This is a genomic window from Alteromonas macleodii, from assembly GCF_903772925.1.
In the GTDB taxonomy this organism is placed as follows: Bacteria; Pseudomonadota; Gammaproteobacteria; order Enterobacterales; family Alteromonadaceae; genus Alteromonas; species Alteromonas macleodii_A.
The window spans coordinates 3,410,429-3,428,969 of sequence record NZ_LR812090.1 but is presented as its reverse complement, the minus strand read 5'-3'; the positions used below and the strand labels follow the sequence as shown (position 1 = coordinate 3,428,969).

Annotated in this window: 18 protein-coding genes; 11 read left to right on the top strand and 7 right to left on the bottom strand. The window is 44.8% G+C overall.

From position 1 onward, the window contains the following. The first annotated feature begins 326 nt into the window (after positions 1 to 326). The 11 genes from PCAR9_RS14765 to PCAR9_RS14715 are packed head-to-tail and all read left to right on the top strand — an operon-like array spanning position 327 to position 12,112. Positions 327 to 2,234: a methyl-accepting chemotaxis protein gene (locus PCAR9_RS14765; RefSeq protein ID WP_179984262.1), complete on the top strand. Its 1,908-nt coding sequence runs from the start codon at positions 327 to 329 to the stop codon at positions 2,232 to 2,234. 34 nt (positions 2,235 to 2,268) lie between these two features. Further along, complete coding sequence (locus PCAR9_RS14760) at positions 2,269 to 3,816, top strand: chemotaxis protein CheW (RefSeq protein ID WP_179984261.1); 1,548 nt, start codon at positions 2,269 to 2,271, stop codon at positions 3,814 to 3,816. Between the two features lie 20 nt (positions 3,817 to 3,836). After that, positions 3,837 to 4,874: a chemotaxis-specific protein-glutamate methyltransferase CheB gene (gene cheB / locus PCAR9_RS14755; protein WP_179984260.1), complete on the top strand. Its 1,038-nt coding sequence runs from the start codon at positions 3,837 to 3,839 to the stop codon at positions 4,872 to 4,874. Between the two features lie 14 nt (positions 4,875 to 4,888). Continuing rightward, positions 4,889 to 5,530 (top strand): HEAT repeat domain-containing protein, encoded by a 642-nt coding sequence (locus tag PCAR9_RS14750; RefSeq protein ID WP_179984259.1) that lies wholly within the window; start codon positions 4,889 to 4,891, stop codon positions 5,528 to 5,530. Then, positions 5,523 to 6,377, top strand: coding sequence for a CheR family methyltransferase (locus PCAR9_RS14745; RefSeq protein ID WP_136782010.1), 855 nt, complete (start codon positions 5,523 to 5,525; stop codon positions 6,375 to 6,377). Before PCAR9_RS14750 ends, PCAR9_RS14745 begins: the two co-directional genes overlap by 8 nt. Position 6,378: 1 nt before the next feature. Further along, entirely contained in the window at positions 6,379 to 6,756 is a 378-nt protein-coding gene (locus PCAR9_RS14740) for a response regulator (RefSeq protein ID WP_179984258.1), read from the top strand. Continuing rightward, a complete protein-coding gene (locus tag PCAR9_RS14735; RefSeq protein ID WP_179984257.1) occupies positions 6,749 to 9,451 on the top strand; it encodes a chemotaxis protein CheA in 2,703 nt (900 codons plus the stop codon). The genes PCAR9_RS14740 and PCAR9_RS14735 overlap by 8 nt, the downstream gene beginning before the upstream one ends. Continuing rightward, on the top strand, positions 9,442 to 9,696 hold the full coding sequence (locus PCAR9_RS14730) for a hypothetical protein (RefSeq protein ID WP_179984256.1): 255 nt from the start codon (positions 9,442 to 9,444) through the stop codon (positions 9,694 to 9,696). Before PCAR9_RS14735 ends, PCAR9_RS14730 begins: the two co-directional genes overlap by 10 nt. Beyond that, complete coding sequence (locus tag PCAR9_RS14725; protein ID WP_179984255.1) at positions 9,693 to 10,427, top strand: ParA family protein; 735 nt, start codon at positions 9,693 to 9,695, stop codon at positions 10,425 to 10,427. Before PCAR9_RS14730 ends, PCAR9_RS14725 begins: the two co-directional genes overlap by 4 nt. Before the next feature lie 17 nt (positions 10,428 to 10,444). After that, on the top strand, positions 10,445 to 10,813 hold the full coding sequence (locus PCAR9_RS14720; RefSeq protein ID WP_012519437.1) for a response regulator: 369 nt from the start codon (positions 10,445 to 10,447) through the stop codon (positions 10,811 to 10,813). 9 nt (positions 10,814 to 10,822) lie between these two features. Beyond that, positions 10,823 to 12,112 carry a methyl-accepting chemotaxis protein gene (locus tag PCAR9_RS14715; RefSeq protein WP_179984254.1) on the top strand — a complete coding sequence of 430 codons (1,290 nt, stop codon included), beginning with the start codon at positions 10,823 to 10,825 and terminating at the stop codon, positions 12,110 to 12,112. A 231-nt stretch (positions 12,113 to 12,343) separates the two neighbouring features. Here PCAR9_RS14715 and PCAR9_RS14710 read toward each other — a convergent pair whose 3' ends face one another. From PCAR9_RS14710 to PCAR9_RS14680, 7 genes are all read right to left on the bottom strand, one after another. Beyond that, a complete protein-coding gene (locus PCAR9_RS14710; RefSeq protein WP_179984253.1) occupies positions 12,344 to 13,216 on the bottom strand; it encodes an aspartoacylase in 873 nt (290 codons plus the stop codon). A 40-nt stretch (positions 13,217 to 13,256) separates the two neighbouring features. Beyond that, on the bottom strand, positions 13,257 to 13,484 hold the full coding sequence (gene yacG / locus PCAR9_RS14705) for a DNA gyrase inhibitor YacG (RefSeq protein WP_179984252.1): 228 nt from the start codon (positions 13,482 to 13,484) through the stop codon (positions 13,257 to 13,259). A gap of 122 nt (positions 13,485 to 13,606) precedes the next feature. Beyond that, on the bottom strand, positions 13,607 to 14,359 hold the full coding sequence (gene zapD, locus PCAR9_RS14700) for a cell division protein ZapD (protein ID WP_179984251.1): 753 nt from the start codon (positions 14,357 to 14,359) through the stop codon (positions 13,607 to 13,609). Positions 14,360 to 14,703: 344 nt separating this feature from the next. After that, positions 14,704 to 15,315, bottom strand: a complete 612-nt coding sequence (gene coaE, locus PCAR9_RS14695) for a dephospho-CoA kinase (RefSeq protein WP_179984250.1) — start codon at positions 15,313 to 15,315, stop codon at positions 14,704 to 14,706. A gap of 53 nt (positions 15,316 to 15,368) precedes the next feature. Next, a complete protein-coding gene (locus PCAR9_RS14690) occupies positions 15,369 to 16,286 on the bottom strand; it encodes a prepilin peptidase (RefSeq protein ID WP_179984249.1) in 918 nt (305 codons plus the stop codon). A gap of 153 nt (positions 16,287 to 16,439) precedes the next feature. Beyond that, positions 16,440 to 17,648, bottom strand: coding sequence for a type II secretion system F family protein (locus PCAR9_RS14685; protein WP_179984248.1), 1,209 nt, complete (start codon positions 17,646 to 17,648; stop codon positions 16,440 to 16,442). A gap of 75 nt (positions 17,649 to 17,723) precedes the next feature. Then, complete coding sequence (locus PCAR9_RS14680; RefSeq protein ID WP_179984247.1) at positions 17,724 to 18,149, bottom strand: pilin; 426 nt, start codon at positions 18,147 to 18,149, stop codon at positions 17,724 to 17,726. Between the last annotated feature and the right edge of the window lie 392 nt (positions 18,150 to 18,541).

The following is an 18,541-nucleotide window of genomic DNA, read 5'->3' as shown; positions in this document are numbered from 1 at the left end:
ATTATACCTAAGTATAAACTGCTCATTTTCAAACATTTTCTTTTCAAAAAAAAGCACACTTCTAACCAGATTATTAGACTTTTGTACTTTGACAAAATTGCCATTCTCGCCTTGCATAACATCTAATATATAAGTTTTTGTTTTTATATGGCAATGTCAAAAAGTGTCATTTGTGACTTTAATGACATTTTTAGTTTGGGGCGCAAGAATTTGCGCGTTGGGTGCTTGTTTTTATATAAACGTATACGGATTTATACTTTTAGCGGTCGAGATTTAAACGATATTTAAAAGGTGCATTAACAGCCATTTATATATCGAGGTTAATTATGGCGCTCAAAAAATCATCTGACCCAGTAGCCGCACCTGCCGTTCGCGTAGATGCAAAAATGAGAAAAGAAGCGGAAGAGGAGCGCCGCAAAGCGAGAACGTTAGCAAGGCAGCAACAGGCAGCAGAGCGAGTAGCTTCGGCTACAACAGAGTTGGCCAGCGGTATTAACCAGGCATCAAGTGCTACCGACCAACTCTCAACGGCGGTTAACGAAATTGCCGCCGGGGCCGAAGAGTCAAGCAGTGCAAGCCAAGAAAGCTTAGCGGCTATCACTCAGATTTCAGGTGGCCTGGTTGCGCAGCTTGAATTGGCAGGCTCGACAATGGACAAAACCAACGAGCTTCAAACTTACCTTGAGCGTGTGGTTGGCGATTTAAGCACCATGATGACCAGCGTTAAAACTGCGTCTGAGCATCAATCACGCTCAGTGGTGATGATGAGCGAGTTAGAGCAACAAGCATCGAACATCGGCGAAGCTGTAAAACAAGTGACCCGCATTGCCGATCAGACTAACTTGCTAGCGCTTAACGCTGCTATTGAGGCGGGACGGGCTGGTAAGCACGGAAAGGGATTTGCCGTAGTCGCTGATACGGTACGCGCACTCGCAGAAGTCTCCGATAAGAGCGCTGCTGACATAGCCAAACAAATAGAGCGTATTCAAGAGCAATCAAATCGAGTCTCTGATGCGGTTAAATCGTCTTCAGAAGCAGCGCTTGAGGAAGTGACTAAAGGCGAAGCGGTTACCGAACAGCTTACAACCATCAAATCAGACATGCAGAGCATTGCCGATGGTGCAGACGAACTACAGGCACAGGTCAAGAGTATGGATGCCGCAGCCAAAGAAATTCAAACCGGTTCAGAAGCAATATCGTGTGCTGCCGACGAGCAGTCAACTGCAGCCCAGGAAGTGTCATCTAATGTCTCTGAGCAGAGCGTAGCTTTATCTCAGGCCGAACAGGCAGCACAGTCACTAGAGATAATCACTGAAGAGCTTAAAAACAGTACAGACATTAATAAGAGCGCTGAAGAGGTGGCCTCGTCAGCAGAAGAATTGTCAGCAACCCTTGAAGAAATCAATCGCTCATCCAGTGAAATCATGACGGCACTGACCCAAGTTAATAATGGCTCGCAACAAGCGGCAAGCTCTGTTGACCAAGCCGTAGGAAATATCGACCTGTTAAGAGAAGGCGTTGATAAAGCTTCAGCGCAGTGTGATGTAGCGTTAGAGAAAGGGAATGCTATTGCTGGATTGCTTAAAGAAAACCGTGCGTTGATTGAGGGAATGGTTAGCGGCATAAACCTCGCCCTTGAAACTAGCAAGGAAAATGTGAGTGCCATCAGTGAGATGGAAGTCATGACACGTCAAATAGATAAGGTTATCGATACTATCACCACAGTATCGGTGAAAACCAGCATGTTGGCGGTTAATGGTGCGGTAGAAGCGGCGCGAGCAGGTGAGTATGGCAAAGGTTTTGCGGTTGTGTCAGCAGATATTCAAAGCCTAGCTGATGAAGCGGCTGAAAACGTAGAGCAGATAAAAGACCTCATCAAAGCCATTCAAGATCAAACCATGAGCGTGAAAACTGACTTAACAAACGTTGCTGAAAGCGCGTATAGAGAGGTCATGAAAGCGAAGCAAACGACGCAAGATGTCGAACAAATTGCGACTGACATCAACGAAGTTGTGCAATATAACCAAGCGATGAAAGAGCGGGGTGAAGAAATTGCTGCCGGAGTTACACAGGCCCAGCGTGGGCTTGAGCAAATTGCGACAGCAAATGAGCAAGCGAGCAGTAACTGTCAGCAGGCACTCAACGCGGCCGACCAGCAAAGTAAGGGCATGGAGATACTGGCTAAGTCTATTGAAGAAATCGCTTCAGTAGCAGATGAAATGCAAAACGGCTAATCCATCGCCCTAGGCTTTAACGAGGAGCTGCCTCATGAGTAACGATAACACTTTTGACGAAACTGAACGCAATACAGAACAAGCGGCGGACGGCGAACAACAGTTTGTCTCCTTCTTGGTCAACAAAGAGCGTTTTACTTTTCCTATGTTGTCCGTGGGGGAAATTATTCGCGTGCCGACAATGGTGTCGGTACCGCTGGGGCCGCCGCAAATGATTGGTTTAGCTAATCTTCGTGGGAATGTATTGCCCGTTTATGACCTAAGCGCGATTTTGCTGGGAACCCAAACACAAACAAGTGATGTGACTCGCGTTATTGTCGTTGAGTCTGAGCTTGGCAGCGTTGGTTTCTTGGTCGATAGAGTACTCCGTGTATACAGCGCACCCAACGACACGGTCATTGATAAATCGGCAATGACGGACTCTATCGCCTATGACTATATGCTGGGCATCATTAAACAAAGCGACCAGCCAGTCGAGCAAATTCTAGATGTATCTGCACTTGCTAAGGCGCAAGCTGTAACAAAGCAGGACGGTAACGCCATGCAGTTGTCGGGGATGAAACGTATTGATAACGACGAAGTTCAAGAAGCCGAAGAGGATGACAGTCTACAGCAGCTAGTTTGTTTTTCTCTTGAAGAGCAAGAGTTCGCTTTTCATCTGCAAGACGTAGAAGAAATCGTGCGAGTACCTTCAGAAATTTCTCAGTTGCCAGACAGTGCGCCAGCAGTGTTGGGGTTGGTAAATCTTCGTGGCCGTATTATCCCAATCGTCGACCTTTCCAATGCTATTGGCATGATGCATACGGATATCAATGAAGCCTCGCGAATAGTGGTAACGCAAAACAGTGAGTTTGGCAGTGTAGGCTTTGTTGTCGCTAAAGTTAGTAATGTGGTGTCTATATCTGATTCAGAGCTAGAGAGCGTACCTTCAGTATGTAATGACGGCGCGGAATCAGGCTTGCTAGAAGCAGTATATCGCAGCGATGGCGGCAAACGACTAGTGTCAATTATTAACCTTTCTAATATTTACGGTCGTGCATTAATGAGCGCACTTAGCAGCATTGAAGACGATATCAAGCAGGAGTCGCAAATGAGCGAAGGCAATGATGTGACTATCGATGAAGATGATTGCGAACAATACGTCATCTTTTGGATTAACGGGCAAGAGTATGGCGTGAGCATTGACGATACTCAAGAGATTACGCGCGTGCCTGAAAAACTAGAAAGTGTGCCGAGCACGCCCGATTACTTAAAAGGAATTGTGAACCTTCGTGGTACGGTGCTGCCTGTCATCGACTTGCGCAGTCGCTTGGGTATGCCTAGCAGCGAGACCTCAGAGCGCCAGCGCATTGTTGTTCTAACCAAAGACAAGCAGCGCACGGGATTCATTGTCGATGGTGTGGCGGAAGTAAAAACGGTGGTAAGACAAACCATCGAAAATGCGCCGTCACTCTCTGATATGCAGTCTGAGTTTTTAAACCGCTTGATAAAGCTTAATGACGAAAAGCGCATCATTCAGATCATCGAACCCAATGTGTTACTCAATGACAACGCCGTAGCCGCGGCACAACAGCAGTATTAAGAAGACGATTGAGGTAGTGTATGACAGTTAAAGTACTTATCGTTGATGACTCTGCGTTAATGCGAAAGCTGTTTACTCAACTCTTTGAAAAAGAGGGGTTTGTTGTTCAGGTGGCGCGTAACGGTGAAGAGGCATTGACGAAAGCCGTAGAGTTCGAACCCGACTGCATCACCTTGGATATAAATATGCCGGTAATGGACGGCATGACCTGCTTAGCCATGCTAAAAAAGATGCATCCATGCCCAATTATCATGGTGTCCTCTTTAACGCAGAAAGGTGCAACTATCACCTTGGAAGCACTCGCCCTTGGCGCCAGTGACTTTGTGCTTAAAACAGGTGGTACAGTTACGCGGGATATATCTGATCTAGCGGTACCTCTGGTAAATAAAATAAACGCGTTAGCGAAAACCGGTAAACCCCAGCGTCCCACCATTAAAGCGCCGCCCGTTGTCAAGCAAAGGGTTGTGCGAAACACGAGCAGTGCGGCCTATGAAATAGTACTGGTGGGTGTCTCAACGGGGGGACCGAAAAAGCTGGAACATTTGGTCGCAAACCTGAGTCCGGCCCTTCCTGTTCCAGTTGTTATTTCTCAACATATGCCCGCGTCTTTTACCAGTGCGCTGGCAAAGCGTTTAGATGGCCTTAGCCCACTCAATGTCATTGAAGTGAATAGAAAAATGCCTATTCAACCGGGCACTGTTTACTTGGCCAAAGGGGACGCGGACCTGGCGTTTTCAAAAGTAGGCAGTGAAGTGTCGGCGCGCCCTGTACCATCTAGCCCCAGCTTTTTGTGGCACCCCAGTGTAGATCGAATGGTAGATAGCGCACTCAACTGCTACAAGCCGCTTTCCATGCTGTGTGTTCAACTAACTGGGATGGGCTGTGATGGGGTTGCCGCAATGAGTAAAGCATTCAAAGAAGGAGCAACAACTATCGCGGAGAGCGAAGCAACGTCGGTCGTGTTCGGTATGCCCAAAGAGCTTATCGAAGCAGGCTGCGCCAGTTTTGTACTAGACAGTCCAAAGATCGCATCGAAATTAAATGCGCTTTGTCGTTAATAGGAGTAGTAAAAATGGGTTTGAAAAAGAAAATGGAGCCTGTTGCCAATATTTCTGAAGACTTTGAAGAAAAGCGCGAACACCCCAGAACTACAGAACAATTGGTTAGCGACTTAAATTCAGACGACTGTGACGTTCGCCGATGGGCGGTAAGAGATTTGAGTGGTCAGAAAGACGCCCACGATGTGTTTCTCAGCAGACTGCCACACGAAGACGACCCTACCGTCATCGAGGCACTTTTTAGTGCTCTTGAACATGACATGTCAGAAAGTCACGCGTCACAAGTGCTTACTATGCTCAAGAGCGAACATGTACAGCTTCGAAACGGTGCTATAGAACTCATGCAGCAAAACCCAGATATATTCGCCGCTAACGTGAATATGTTGATGCATGACGACGACCCCGATACACGTATTTTCTGTGTGGATATTATTGGCGCAGTGGCGCACATTGAGGCAGTAAACTGGCTACATCAGTTTGCACTTAACGATGACAATGAAAATGTAGTCGGCACAGCACTGGATAAACTCGCCGAAATTGCCGACGTATCTACGTTAGAGATATTGCAAACCGTAGAAAGTCGATTCCCAAATCATAGCTATATCCAATTTGTTATTTCATTGATACGAAACCAAGTAAGGGGCGGTGATGAGTAACGCAGTACTAGAAAAAATAGATGCTGCCGACTTTGAACGGTTCCGCTCTATGTTTTATCGAAAAACGGGCATTCACTTTGAAGATTCAAAGCGCTACTTCGTTGATAAGCGTCTTCATGAGCGGATGAAAGCCACGGGCCACACAACGTTTAAAGGCTATTTTACCTATATGCGTTTTCAAGCATCGGGTGAAGAGTTCCAAAATCTTGTGAATTCGATGACGGTGAATGAAACCTATTTCTTTCGCGAAGAATACCAGTTTGAGGCAATGGTACGAGACATCATGGATGAGCTAGATGGTTACCGTGCGCCAGGAGAAGATTTGAGAATTTGGTCAGTTCCCTCAAGCACGGGAGAGGAGCCATACTCCATTGCAATATACCTTATTGAGTATTGGAAAGGCCTAGCACACAGAGATGTAGAGTTGGTTTCATCCGATATCGACAGCAACGTGCTGGCGTCAGCAAAGAAAGGGCTCTATTCAAAACGTTCTGTACAGAATATCCCGCTGCCTCTCGTCAAAAAATACTTCAAAGAAGTTAATGGACAATACCAGCTAAGTGAAGATATCCGTGAGTCGGTGTCATTCACATTGGCTAATATTTTGTCGGGCAGCAACATGAAACAGTTTCGGCATTTTGACCTTATTTTTTGTCGCAACCTGCTTATTTATTTTGATGATGAATCTCGAAAGAAAGCGGCGCACGTGCTTTACGACGCCATGAAGCCTGGCGGCTATATCTTTTTGGGGCACAGCGAGTCGATGAGTCGAATTTCGTCAATGTTTAAGGTTCGCAAGTTTGGCGATGTGATTGCCTATCAAAAGCCACTTGCAGGAGGGGCTTAACATGAAAACAGTAATGATTGTTGATGATGCCTCTACGGTAAGAATGTTCCATAAAATGCTGGTATCTACTCCTGACAGGATAATTGAAGAAGCAGAAAACGGTGTCGAGGCGTTAGAAAAAGCCATAGGTACGCAGGTCGACTTGTTCCTCGTTGATGTGAATATGCCAAAAATGGATGGCTATCGACTGTGTAAAGAGATTCGCCGCAACGATGCGTTACGCGCAGTGCCTATAATCATGATCAGCACAGAGTCGGCTAATCAAGACGCTGAGCGCGCTTATCAGTGCGGTGCAAATTACTACATGACCAAACCCGTCGATGCAGACATGCTGAAGTCGGTGGTGAGTGCAGTGATTGGAGGGAGCGCCAATGAGTGAATTACTTGATGCCTTTATTGGAGAGTCGCGAGAAAACTTAGAATCGGCAAGCCAAGAGCTGTTAGCAATTCAATCGTCTGGACCAGCATCAGAACGCGTAGATAAAATCTTTCGCGATTTGCACACTATCAAAGGGTCGTCTGACTTATTTGATATTAAACCTTTAACTCGGTTAGCCCATGCTGCAGAGGACTTGCTCGATAGTGTAAGAGCGAACGAAGTTGCTTTTAGTGACGATATAGGCGACCTACTGCTTGAAGCCTTAGATCAAATTTCGATATGGTTTGATGAGCTAGAGGTGGGCTCACAAGACCTAGAGCAGTGGCAACCCATCTCGGCTAAGTTAGGGGCACAGTTAAGGCATTTTATCGACCCTAATGGTTTAGACTCGCCTGGTAACGAAAATAACGCTGCACATAATGATTTGACATCATCAGATGATAAAGCCCTCACTGACGAACAAAGAGACATGTTGGCGGCTTTTAGTGATAACGCTGACCTTAAGCTTTTAAGTCAGGTCGAAGGGCCATTTTGTTACCATATTAAATACACGCCAGATGAAGGCTGTTTCTTTCGTGGTGAAGACCCTATAAATGTGGCGCTTGCTTTACCGGGTCTTAAAGCGTTCAACATAGATATGCCCGAACTTAACCATGATGCCGATATTTACAACTGTGTGACCAATATCGAAGCACTTGGTTGTGCAGATGCAGACGCAATTAAGCAGCACATGGCTTATTACGAAGGGCAATATTCCCTTACGGTATTTACTAGCCACGCGTTAAGAGCAAGTTGCGTAGATAAGATTAAAGATAATGTTGCTCTCATTGCTGACCAAACGTTATCGGATGCACTGAAAGAGAATGATCTTGAGCAGGTGCACGCTAGTGCAGGGCTGTTGCTTGCTTCCCAGGACGTAAGTGATGCTCTTTTTGATGATGCGAAGCACGCGGTGCTGGAATGCTTATCGACAGCAGGCGAACTCGACTTTCTGAATCGGGACGCGCAAGCCAATGAAAGTGGGAGTGAAGATACTCATATTGATAAGGACAGTACTGCATTTAGCGCAGAAAGTACTTCTACCGACAGCACGGCTGGCAAACTTGGCGACGATAGCTCACAGGAAGCTGAAGGAATTTCACCACATGCTTCTGTGCTGTGTGGAAAAGCATTAGCCCCCCATGAAAAAGCGATCCTTACACAACAGCTCACGCTTTTGAATTCAGACAGCTATAAGTCAGAGTTTATGTTTCCCTCTATCGCAGGGCTGGTAGGAAATATCTTAGGCGAAACCTTTAGCGACGAAGACGCCGTGGCCGTTGCCATTTGTAATGCGCTCGATGACGAAACAATTAAAGAACAAGCTGATGAAGTACAAAAGCAACGAAGCGCAGAAGAAACATCAGTAGAAGTATCGAAGACCGAGCATACAGCAGAGAGCGCTGAAGCTGTGGGCGACACTAAACCCTTAAGCAGCGCAGAAGACAATGCACAGCCAGTAAAAACCGAGCGCCAAGCAGTTAAGATGCTAAAAGTCGACCAAGCTAAAATCGACTACTTAATGGATATTGTTGGCGAACTCACCGTGGCGAAAAACTCATTGCCTTATCTGGCCAAACAAGCCGAGGAGGAAGGAGGAAGTAGAAAGCTTAGTAAGCAAATAAAAGCACATTTTTCTATTGTTAATCGCTTAACTGAGTCGCTGCAAAGTGCGGTATTGCAAATACGCATGGTACCTGTCTCTCATGTATTCCAGCGCTATCCTCGCTTAGTGAGGGACTTAGCGAGGAAGCTCGATAAAAAGATTGAGCTTTGTATGCAGGGTGAAGACACCGAGTTCGATAAAAACTTAATTGAATCACTTTCAGAGCCGCTTATTCATTTATTGAGAAACAGCATCGATCACGGTATTGAGTCACCGTCTGAGCGGATTGCAGCGGGCAAGTCAGAAATGGGTCGTATTGACCTTATTGCTACGCCTCTTGATGACAGCGTAATAATTGAAATCCGCGATGATGGCAAAGGGATAGATCCACAAAAAATTAAACTACTCGCCTTTCAAAAAGGGGTCATCAGCGAAGCTCAACTAGAGAGCCTAGACGATAACGAAGCCCTACAGCTTATATTCGCTGCTGGTTTTTCTACCTCAGAACAAGTCTCAGATTTGTCTGGACGCGGCGTCGGTATGGATGCGGTAAAAACAATGGTAAGCCAGGCAGGCGGCACTATCGAAATGCACAGCGAAGTAGGTGTAGGTACTACTTTCAAATTGCTGCTACCTCAAACTATGTCGGTTAACCGTGTAATGATGTTTGAAGTAAACGACCAAATGTTTGGTGTGGGAATGGATGCGGTGGTGGAAACTGTGAAAGTGCCCACCTCAGACATTCAGCGCATTCGCAACGAACAGGTTCTTGTTATTCGAGAAAAGCTGATACCACTTTGTAATCTGCGCGACGCATTGGGTTTTGAAGGGGCAGAGGAAAAAGAAGAGCACTCAATTTTGGTGGTAGCAACACCACAGGGAGAGTTCGGGTTAATCATCGATAAATTTCATGAGGGTATTGATGTTATTCAAAAACCTCTTGAAGGGGTGCTAGCGGGATACGCGCACTTTTCGGGAACAGCGTTGCTTGGTGACGGGCGTGTGCTGTTAATCATCAATGTACAAGAGGTGTTAGCCCAATGCCTATAGCGTTCAAAAAGAAAGTGGCGGTGATGACCGGACATTGCGAAATTGAAGAGGCAGAAAGCCTGTTTGCCTGGCTAAACGAAGAAGCCTCTCGGCAAGTTAACTTAAAGGCCTTAGTCAGTGCACACACTGCGGTATATCAGGTACTGCTCGCAAAGAAGCCAAAAGTCAGCGTGTGGCCAGAATCTGAAAAGCTGATTTGGCTCACAAAAATGATGAATAACAAAAGTAATGTGTGGTGCGAATGAAAGTGATCACGGTGGCTAATCGCAAAGGCGGTACAGCAAAAACTACAACAGTAGTAAACCTTGCTTATGGTTTCGCCCAAGCGGGTAAACGAGTAATGGTCATAGACCTTGATAATCAGGGGCACGTGATGCACGGCTTAAAAGCGCTTGGATGTGCACCACAAAACGAGATTACCGAATTGCCAATTAACCACTTTTTCACGTCAGTAGTGAAATGCTCAGAAAACATTTACGCAACCAATGTAGATACGAACAAGGCCAATACGAACGATAACATTACTTTAGACACTCTACGCAATTGGTGCGACTCAGTTCCTGTTACAACACATTTCGACATTGTGTTAATCGATACACCGCCGACCCTGAGTCCGCAACTGATGGCCGCGCTATCAGCCGCTACCGACATTATTATTCCCGCTACCCCTTTACCGCTTGCCAGTGACGGCGTGCAAAAATTATTAACGGCCTGCAGAAACGCTATGGCGGAGCGAAAGTTCAGAGCGACTAGGCTAACCATTTTACCCGTAATGGTTGAACAAAATTTAAAGCTTCACAGGCAAGAACTTAGTGGCTGGTATGAACGCTACGGGCGCAACAAAGTACTGGTTCCCATAAGAAAGAGTATCAAATTAGCCGAGGCATTTGCTCAAAACAAACCCGTTTTTGCTTATGCACCTCACAGTCGTGGCGCACACGACTATACTGAATTATGTAAACAATTAATCGGCTAGAAACAAGAGGTAATGCAATGAGCGCAATACACTTAGTAGATGATTCAGCAACAATGCTAATGAGTATGGAAATGCTGCTTAAACGGGCAGGCTATACAGTAACAAAATCAGAAAGTGCAGAGGCAGCGATGGCGGCACTTGAGTCCATATCGCCCAAATTAATAATAACGGATTTAAACATGCCGGGTATGAACGGTATAGAACTAATAAAAACACTAAAGCAGCAATCTAAATTTAGGTTTACCCCCATGTTGATGTTAACCACGGAGTCGCAGCAAAGTCGTCGAGAAGAAGCGAAAGCTGCTGGTGCTACAGGCTGGCTTGTCAAACCCGTCGAGCCAGAGCAATTGTTAGGTGTAGTAAAGCAGTTGGTACCAGCTGCATAAGGTAAAAACATGAAAGTACTTGAAAAAGCAAAGCAGTATTACGAAACAGTGCTCGCTGAGAAAATAAAAGTGCTTAAGGAAAAGACAGGTAACATGCAGGATTCGCTTTTACTTTGGGGCGGGCTTTTAGCCGTAACAGTAGTAGGCGTAGTGGGGTCGCTGAGTATACCTATAGAGATAATGGGCCTGCATGGGGGAGTCTGTGTAACTATTTTAGCAATGTTGACCTTTGTGCCTTGGTATGCAAACCGACAGAATCGCATGTTTGCTGCCAAGTTAAGTCGTCAAGAAAGCTATTTGCAAGAAACTTCATCGCAGTTAAGCGAAACCCATGCTCAGGTTAATGATTACGTAGCCATATTAAAAGGGCAAATGGATGGCATAAGTGCAATAACTGAAGACGCCTCAATGGAGCTAATGAAAGCGCTGTATGAGATTGAAAGCAGTATTCAAGATAGTATCGACAACGTTGAATTGGGTCAGAAGAATGCTCTTAATTGTAAGGAGAAAAGTGCAGACGAGTTTGTGCTGGCGGCGCAGCGCCTATCTAATATAAAAGAAATGATCAATACACAGCGCGCGCAACAGATTGCAGATACTGAAGCCATTCAAGGGGTAATGCGTGAGGTTGAAAACCTAAAGGAACTCACCGAATTAGTTAAAAATATTGCTTCGCAAACCAATTTATTAGCCCTTAATGCTGCAATTGAAGCGGCGCGAGCTGGCGAATACGGACGCGGGTTTGCCGTGGTAGCTGAACAAGTGCGCATTTTATCGTCTCAGTCTTCAGAAGCAGCAGAAAAAATTGAAACGGGTATTAAATCTGCCCTTGATGCAGCGCATCTGCAGGGCGAAAAAATGCTGAACTCAACACGAGCAAATGATACGTGCGAATTACTAACAGGGTTTTCTGAATCGCTGGAAAATATAACGGCACACTATCGTGTACTAGAAGAGCTTAACCCCAAGATGCTGGCCTGCTTCTCGCAAAGTGCAACAGAGGTTGCATTTAAAGTCAGTGGGGCAATCGCAAAAATTCAATTCCAAGATATTATTCGCCAGCGCACCGAACACGTGAAACTAGAGCAAGACGCCATTGTTAGTCTGTTTGGACAGTTTTCTTCTTACATTAACAACCGCGAGCATTTTGATGAGTCGTTTAATTTAAGCACTAAAGAAATGTTTGAAAAGTATGTGATGGAAGATCAGCGTAAAATCCATTTCGATATTAATGAGTCTTCATCTGAAGAGAAAAATGAGTTTGAAGAGGCCCGAGAGCCTAAGATAGAACTGTTTTAATAAGATTTTTAAGAAATTAGGACAGGGCTGAAAGTATCAATGATTAGAAGCCATGAGAGTTAATACGGGTACGTAGGTAAGTGATATCACTACTGTAAAATTGCCAGTCAGCTACACTGACTGGCAATTTCAAAACCAAGTACCTAATGAGTCTAAGCTCGGTTTCCTGTAAAGGCGCATTCAAACACTGTGGCAAGTTTCCGAGGGGCTAACGAAACCAACGCCTTATCCTTACAGAGTAATGCGCTGGGCCGTAGCGAACGCAACGTCCAGCTTGAAGTACGCCGCTTCATTAATGAAATGAGGGTAGGTTTCTTTCTCACCGTCCCAGAGAATATCTTTTCCGTCAAAAGTTCTAAACATGGGAGAACCGGGTAATAGAGGCTTAAAATCATTGTCTTGCAATGAGTGGTGGATCATCGCGGTACGCGCGCCATTTCCATCTAATGGAAAGCCGACGTTTTCACCAAGGCGAAAGGCTTCACACGCAGGCAGTGCGTCTGTTTCTATCTTTTGGTTATTATAGGCTACACAAAAATCTAAAATAGCCTCGGCCATAGTTTGTGTTAAAAGGTAAACATCTTCTCTTAATACGCCTTGAGGCTGACCGCCCACTTCAATCATTACCCCTTTCTTACCGGTAGTACACAAATAACCGTGTTCAAGATAAGGCTTTTCGTCTTCCACCAAAATATTCGCTTCGGGCATTTGTTGTTTAACAAATCGTGCTAACTGAACGTGAAATTCATCCGCTTCTAGAATAATTAGCGTGGCGCCCATCTCGCTGGTGGTGTTGTGAATATCAATAACAAAGTCGGTATTTGAGTTACCTTTCGGACCGAATTTTTCATTCAATGATTTAGCAAGCACGGCTTCTTTAGCGGTGTTGTCATTTGATAAGCGCTCAAAGGTAAACTGCCGATTTAAATCTTCTTCTACAAACCGCACGTTAGCGTCTAGAGCAGCTTCGTTAGCTATGTTCAATGAAACGTTTAGCTCATTAAATCGCGAAGGTAGCCCAAACTGTTGCCAGTTTTTAATAAGCTGAATACCACTGGTTTCATTGCCATGAGTACCACCAACAAGCGCGATAGAGTTAAACATTATTATTCCTTTTTACTAGTGTGAAAATGCGGCTACAAAATTAGTGTTTAAAAAAGTCATCAGACTGCTGCGCCAACATCGCCTCGATTTCTTCCACATCAATATCTTTAGGCGTGGCGTCTTCTGCAGGCTTACCCGCAATCTTTCTGTCTTCTGCAGCCCACTCACCTAAATCAATAAGCTGGCACTTTTTACTACAAAAGGGACGATATTCGCTGGTTGGCGCCCAAACAACCTGTTTGGCACAAATAGGACATTTCACTTCCATAATAGACTCCAGTGAAATACGTCTTGGCGGCACAATCTATGAACTATGAACTATGAACTATGAACTATGAACTATGAACAAAGAAAGTACCCAAGACGAAAAATATTGAATAAAGGCGGAGTTTAGCAGGCCGCTAAACGAAACTGAATACTGTTTTCCACTGCGCCAGCTTGGCCTTCTTGCGGCGAAAACAACATAAAACGTAGGGCGTAACGGTATTTGTTGCCACTTAAGGTTGGGTAGTAGCCATCATCTACACTGCACTTTACGCGTATCAGTTCGTTTTTATCTTCCGCAGCGCCTTGGTAAAAGCCGTTCTCGGCCACCACATTTACAAACTGACCTCGCTCACGGATAAACGATAGGCTAACCGCAATTGCATCGTCAAGAAGCCCTAAAGTCTCTAACCATTGTGCAATTTCGTTTTGACGCTGTTCAAGCGGCTGCTGTAACCAAAAGTGCAAATTAGGAAGGTCAAAGCTACATGCGCCGCCGGGTATGGCAAAGCGCTGTCTAATGGCGCTAAGCAGTTTATCGTCTTTTAGCGCGCTACCAAAACGGCGATCTGTCTTTAGCTTTTGCTTTAAAGTAAGTACTGTTTTCAACGCTTGCTCTAACGCCGTACTGTCTATCTTGGGGTGTTTTGACCAATAGACTAAATTCTTTTCGTGAGCTTCAAGATCTTTGGTTAAATCTGAACGAAGATCGAGCCTTTCTATTAGGTCGAGCAGTTCGAAAAGTTGTTCAAAAAACACAAGCTGAAGGTGCGTGTGTTCTGATTTGGCGGTTATTTTAAGTTGACCAAGCAGCTGCTCAACACGTAAATAGTTACGTACTTTTTCCTTTAGTGGAAACTCGAATACAGCGCTACCCATGGAACCCCTTAAAACACATAGACTTAGAGAAACAGCACTACGACCTTGTAGTGCTGCGAATAACAGCAAGCCTAAAGCATCAAGGCTTTGAAGCCAAGTCTACTTGTTCGACAAATGCTTACTTTGACTTTGATTGTTCAAAAAAGTTTCAAAAAGTAACTCTGTTGACCGGGGCGGCCCGTTATAAGAGAAGAATGGTAAGGCCTCATATGAAAACAGAAGAACGAAACAGAAGAGCTAATCACAAGAGTTAGGTAGAAGTGAGAAGAAGAAAAGCCAGACGGCAACGGTAGATATGAAAAGTAGAGCTAGAAGCGGTTTGCTATTGTGCAAACCACTTACGTTTACATTGAAGCAAGGCTGAGTAGTTTTTGGTGTAAAGTTGATATTTGACTGGCGAGCGCTTCCAAGGTCGTGCTGTTATCTATTACGTCATTTGCCGCATCAATACGTTCTTTACGTGTAGCCTGCGAAGCCATAATACTTTTTATAGTTTGCTCTGTGCTACCGTCCCGTTTTAATGCCCGTTCAAGCTGCAATGTCTCTGGACAATCTACCACCACTACATGGTTACACATTTCGGTCAGTTTGTTTTCAACAAGTAAGGGCACGGATAAAATACAATAGGGCGATGTCGACTCGCTGATTAGCTGTTGCATTCGAGAGCGGATAAGGGGGTGGAGCAAGCCGTTTAACCAATGTTTTTCTTTTGCATCGGCGAATACTCTTTCGCGAAGGGCGGCGCGATTAAGGCTTCCATCTTCTAGCAAAATCCTTTCACCAAAATGTTCGGCAATATGCAGTAAGCCTTCTGAACCTACTTCAACTACGACACGCGCAACTTCGTCAGCATCAACAATATCAATGCCGAGTTTTTCAAAAATAGCAGTAGCAGCCGATTTACCACTGCCTATACCGCCGGTCAGGCCCACTACGAACGCGTTTTGTTTATCCATAATCATTAAGCCTTGAAGTTAAAGCGTTACTTAAGACTAAGTAGCATTTGGGTTTATAGCACTGCATTAAGATAGGCAGTAATGATTTCTTCTTTGTAAAGTAGGGTTAGCCAGCCTGCCACGGCCAAATAGGGGCCAAAAGGAATTGCTAACGATTTGCCTTTATTCTGAATGACCATAATGAGTATGCCTGCAATGGCACCCACAAATGAAGACAGCAAGATAATAACAGGCAAGCCTTGCCAGCCAGTAAATGCCCCAAGTGCAGCGAGCAGTTTAAAATCGCCATAGCCCATGCCTTCCTTACCTGTAACTAATTTAAATAGCCAGTAAACAGACCATAAGCTTAAATAGCCGGCTGCAGCACCGATAATGGCATCGGTAGTGCCAACAAATATGTTTTGTGTACTTAACAGTAAGCCTAGCCAAAGCAAAGGCAGTGTTAACTGGTCGGGTAGCAACATTTTATCTAAGTCAATAAACAGCAGCGCAACAAGCACATAGGTGAAGATTACCACCCACACTGCCTGGGAAGTCACGCCAAACTGATACGCTGCGAAGGTACAGGCTATAGCTGTGAAAAGCTCAACAAGCGGATAGCGTATTGAAATGCCTACTTTGCATTTGGCACATTTGCCTTTGAGAAACAGATAGCTGATAACCGGGATATTTTCCCACGCGCGAATCTTGTGGCCGCAGCTTGGGCAGGTGCTGTCTGGTTTTACTAGGTTAAACGTATCTGTGGATACGGGGGACTTTTCATCGGCAGATATGTTGGCGCCGTTACTTTCACCGCCACTTGCGCCATCACTAAAATAGCTTTCATACTCTTGCTGCCAGCTGCGCTCCATCATAATAGGCAGGCGATAAATCACCACGTTTAGGAAACTGCCCACCATTAAGCTTACAAAAAAAACAAGAGAATAAAATAAAGCAGGGTAGAGCTGACTAAGCGTTATTATGGCATCCATGAAGTGCAGGTCTTCTAGTTATAATAGTGGTTGGAAAAGTCGGGTGTTAAACCTGGTGTATGGGAGCCACTAAAAAGCGACGCCCAAATCGTTCACATTTACAGAGCTAGCAATCGTAAAACTAATAATCACAAAGCTAGCAATATATGCAAGTTATACCACGTTACCCATTTCGAATATAGGCAAGTACATGGCCACAATCAAGCCTCCGATAACTACGCCTAGTACAGCCATGATCATAGGTTCAAGCAAGCTGGTTAAACCGTCTACCATGTCGTCAACTTCTGCTTCATAAATAGTCGCAATTTTGCTCAGCATTTCGTCAACCGCACCTGACTCTTCACCAATGGCAATCATTTGCGTCACCATGTCAGGGAATACTTGGGTAGCACGCATGGCCACATGCATCGGCATACCGCCTGCTACCTCTTTACGTATGTACAAAATAGCATCGCGATAAACTGCATTACCAGATGCACCCGCGGCAGATTCAAGAGCACCTATTAGCGGAACACCTGCTGCAAAGGTAGTTGCAAGGGTTCGGGTAAATCGGGCAATACTAGCTTTTTTAAGTATTTCGCCGATAACCGGAATCTTTAAAATATTGCGGTCGACGCTATCGCGCAGCTTTTGGCTACGTCTGTGTGCACGAACAAACATAAAGCCTGCGGCTGCCACGCCCATGGCAATAAAAATACCGTAGTCTTGTACAAAACGCGAAATAGCGAGTACAAACAGAGTAAACGCTGGGAGTTCAGCGCCAAAGCTGCTAAATATTTCTTCAAACTGAGGTACAACAAAAATAAGAAGAATAGTTGTAACAATAAAAGCAACAACCAAAACCGCGATAGGGTAAAACATCGCTTTTTTGATCTTTGATTTTAGTGCTTCAGCTTTTTCCTTGTATGTCGCAATTCGGTCGTAGATGGTTTCTAGCGCACCAGACTGCTCGCCCGTATACACTAAATCACAATATAAGTCGTCAAAATAAAGGGGGTGTTTTCGCAGTGCTGAAGATAGTGGATTACCCGATTTTACTTCTTCAGTTATTTCACCCAGTAATTTCCGCATTGACGGATTCGCATGGCCTTGTGCAATCATTTCAAGAGATTGGATAAGGGTCACACCTGCAGCCAACATAGTCGCGATTTGACGGGAGATAACAGAAATATCAGCGGGTTTTATTTTTTTTGCGCCACCAAATAATGGCTTAGCTAACTTTTTTACTTTATTGGCGGAAATGCCCTGGCGACGTAAAAGATTTTTGGCTTCAGAAAGCGAGGTGGCAGAAATTTCGCCTTTTCTAGCTTGGCCATTTCTGTCCTTTCCTTGCCAAGTAAATACTATAGCTGCCTTCGCCATATTTTTCTCTCGTGTGTGGTTCTAATATATAGAAAAAAGCCCAGAATTAACTGGGCTTGTTTTATAAAAAACAGATTAGCAAAGTGAGCCAGGAGTACATGTCGAATCCCAAGTCACACGGCCGTTTGAAAACGTAGGTTCAAGTACAAATGTCGCAGCATTGCCAGAGTCGTCAGTAATCTTAGAGTTTGTTGACGCCGTTGCAGTAATTTTACCGTTCAACGTGGTAACACCAACGATGTCTGCGCCAGCTGTAACATCTTTAGGCACGCCATTGTTGTCACTAGTGCAACCTGTCACTGTTCCAAGTGTCTGCGCGCAAATCTCAACCGCAGTCTTTGCAGCAGCAGTGGCGTTGGTTACTTCAGTAAACTTCGCTTTCTGCGTGTAGTTCTGATAAGCAGGCAATGCGATTGCTGCAAGAATACCGATGATTGCTACAACAATCATTAGTTCGATTAGGGTGAAACCTTTTTGGTTTTTGTTATTCATGTTCATCATGGTTTTTCTCCGGGACGTGTATAACACGTAAAGTTTAAAATCTAATTCAAATTGACGTTTATACCCGAGTCGTCCTTTTCAACGCCCCTGGTACTTGATACTCAGTATAGAATTTTATTTGTCACTGACAAGTATAGGCAAATATACGTATGTCTAGCTTTTGCAGTATGACACGGATAGCTGCGCTATGGCAGGCGCGATCACTTGTACTTTCGTATAAAAGTTAATGACTTATCTACGTATATCACTCTATACACAGAAAAACATGACGAGAAATAACTGGGGATATTCGTGAGTTCTAGTATCTTTGATCATACTACAACTCACGCTTTTTGCTTAGCGGCTAACTAAGGTGTTGACACCAAGTTAGCTGATTAAAACGCCTTATAAAC

Bases quoted from the DNA above. Each gene is read 5' to 3' on its own strand.
- yacG (WP_179984252.1), bottom strand. From the start codon at position 13,484: ATGGAAGTGAAATGTCCTATTTGTGCCAAACAGGTTGTTTGGGCGCCA.
- PCAR9_RS14720 (WP_012519437.1), top strand. From the start codon at position 10,445: ATGAGCGCAATACACTTAGTAGATGATTCAGCAACAATGCTAATGAGT.
- PCAR9_RS14680 (WP_179984247.1), bottom strand. From the start codon at position 18,149: ATGATGAACATGAATAACAAAAACCAAAAAGGTTTCACCCTAATCGAA.
- PCAR9_RS14750 (WP_179984259.1), top strand. From the start codon at position 4,889: ATGGGTTTGAAAAAGAAAATGGAGCCTGTTGCCAATATTTCTGAAGAC.
- PCAR9_RS14745 (WP_136782010.1), top strand. From the start codon at position 5,523: ATGAGTAACGCAGTACTAGAAAAAATAGATGCTGCCGACTTTGAACGG.
- PCAR9_RS14690 (WP_179984249.1), bottom strand. From the start codon at position 16,286: ATGGATGCCATAATAACGCTTAGTCAGCTCTACCCTGCTTTATTTTAT.
- PCAR9_RS14725 (WP_179984255.1), top strand. From the start codon at position 9,693: ATGAAAGTGATCACGGTGGCTAATCGCAAAGGCGGTACAGCAAAAACT.
- zapD (WP_179984251.1), bottom strand. From the start codon at position 14,359: ATGGGTAGCGCTGTATTCGAGTTTCCACTAAAGGAAAAAGTACGTAAC.
- PCAR9_RS14710 (WP_179984253.1), bottom strand. From the start codon at position 13,216: ATGTTTAACTCTATCGCGCTTGTTGGTGGTACTCATGGCAATGAAACC.
- PCAR9_RS14685 (WP_179984248.1), bottom strand. From the start codon at position 17,648: ATGGCGAAGGCAGCTATAGTATTTACTTGGCAAGGAAAGGACAGAAAT.
- PCAR9_RS14715 (WP_179984254.1), top strand. From the start codon at position 10,823: ATGAAAGTACTTGAAAAAGCAAAGCAGTATTACGAAACAGTGCTCGCT.
- PCAR9_RS14765 (WP_179984262.1), top strand. From the start codon at position 327: ATGGCGCTCAAAAAATCATCTGACCCAGTAGCCGCACCTGCCGTTCGC.
- coaE (WP_179984250.1), bottom strand. From the start codon at position 15,315: ATGGATAAACAAAACGCGTTCGTAGTGGGCCTGACCGGCGGTATAGGC.
- PCAR9_RS14760 (WP_179984261.1), top strand. From the start codon at position 2,269: ATGAGTAACGATAACACTTTTGACGAAACTGAACGCAATACAGAACAA.
- PCAR9_RS14740 (WP_179984258.1), top strand. From the start codon at position 6,379: ATGAAAACAGTAATGATTGTTGATGATGCCTCTACGGTAAGAATGTTC.
- PCAR9_RS14735 (WP_179984257.1), top strand. From the start codon at position 6,749: ATGAGTGAATTACTTGATGCCTTTATTGGAGAGTCGCGAGAAAACTTA.
- cheB (WP_179984260.1), top strand. From the start codon at position 3,837: ATGACAGTTAAAGTACTTATCGTTGATGACTCTGCGTTAATGCGAAAG.
- PCAR9_RS14730 (WP_179984256.1), top strand. From the start codon at position 9,442: ATGCCTATAGCGTTCAAAAAGAAAGTGGCGGTGATGACCGGACATTGC.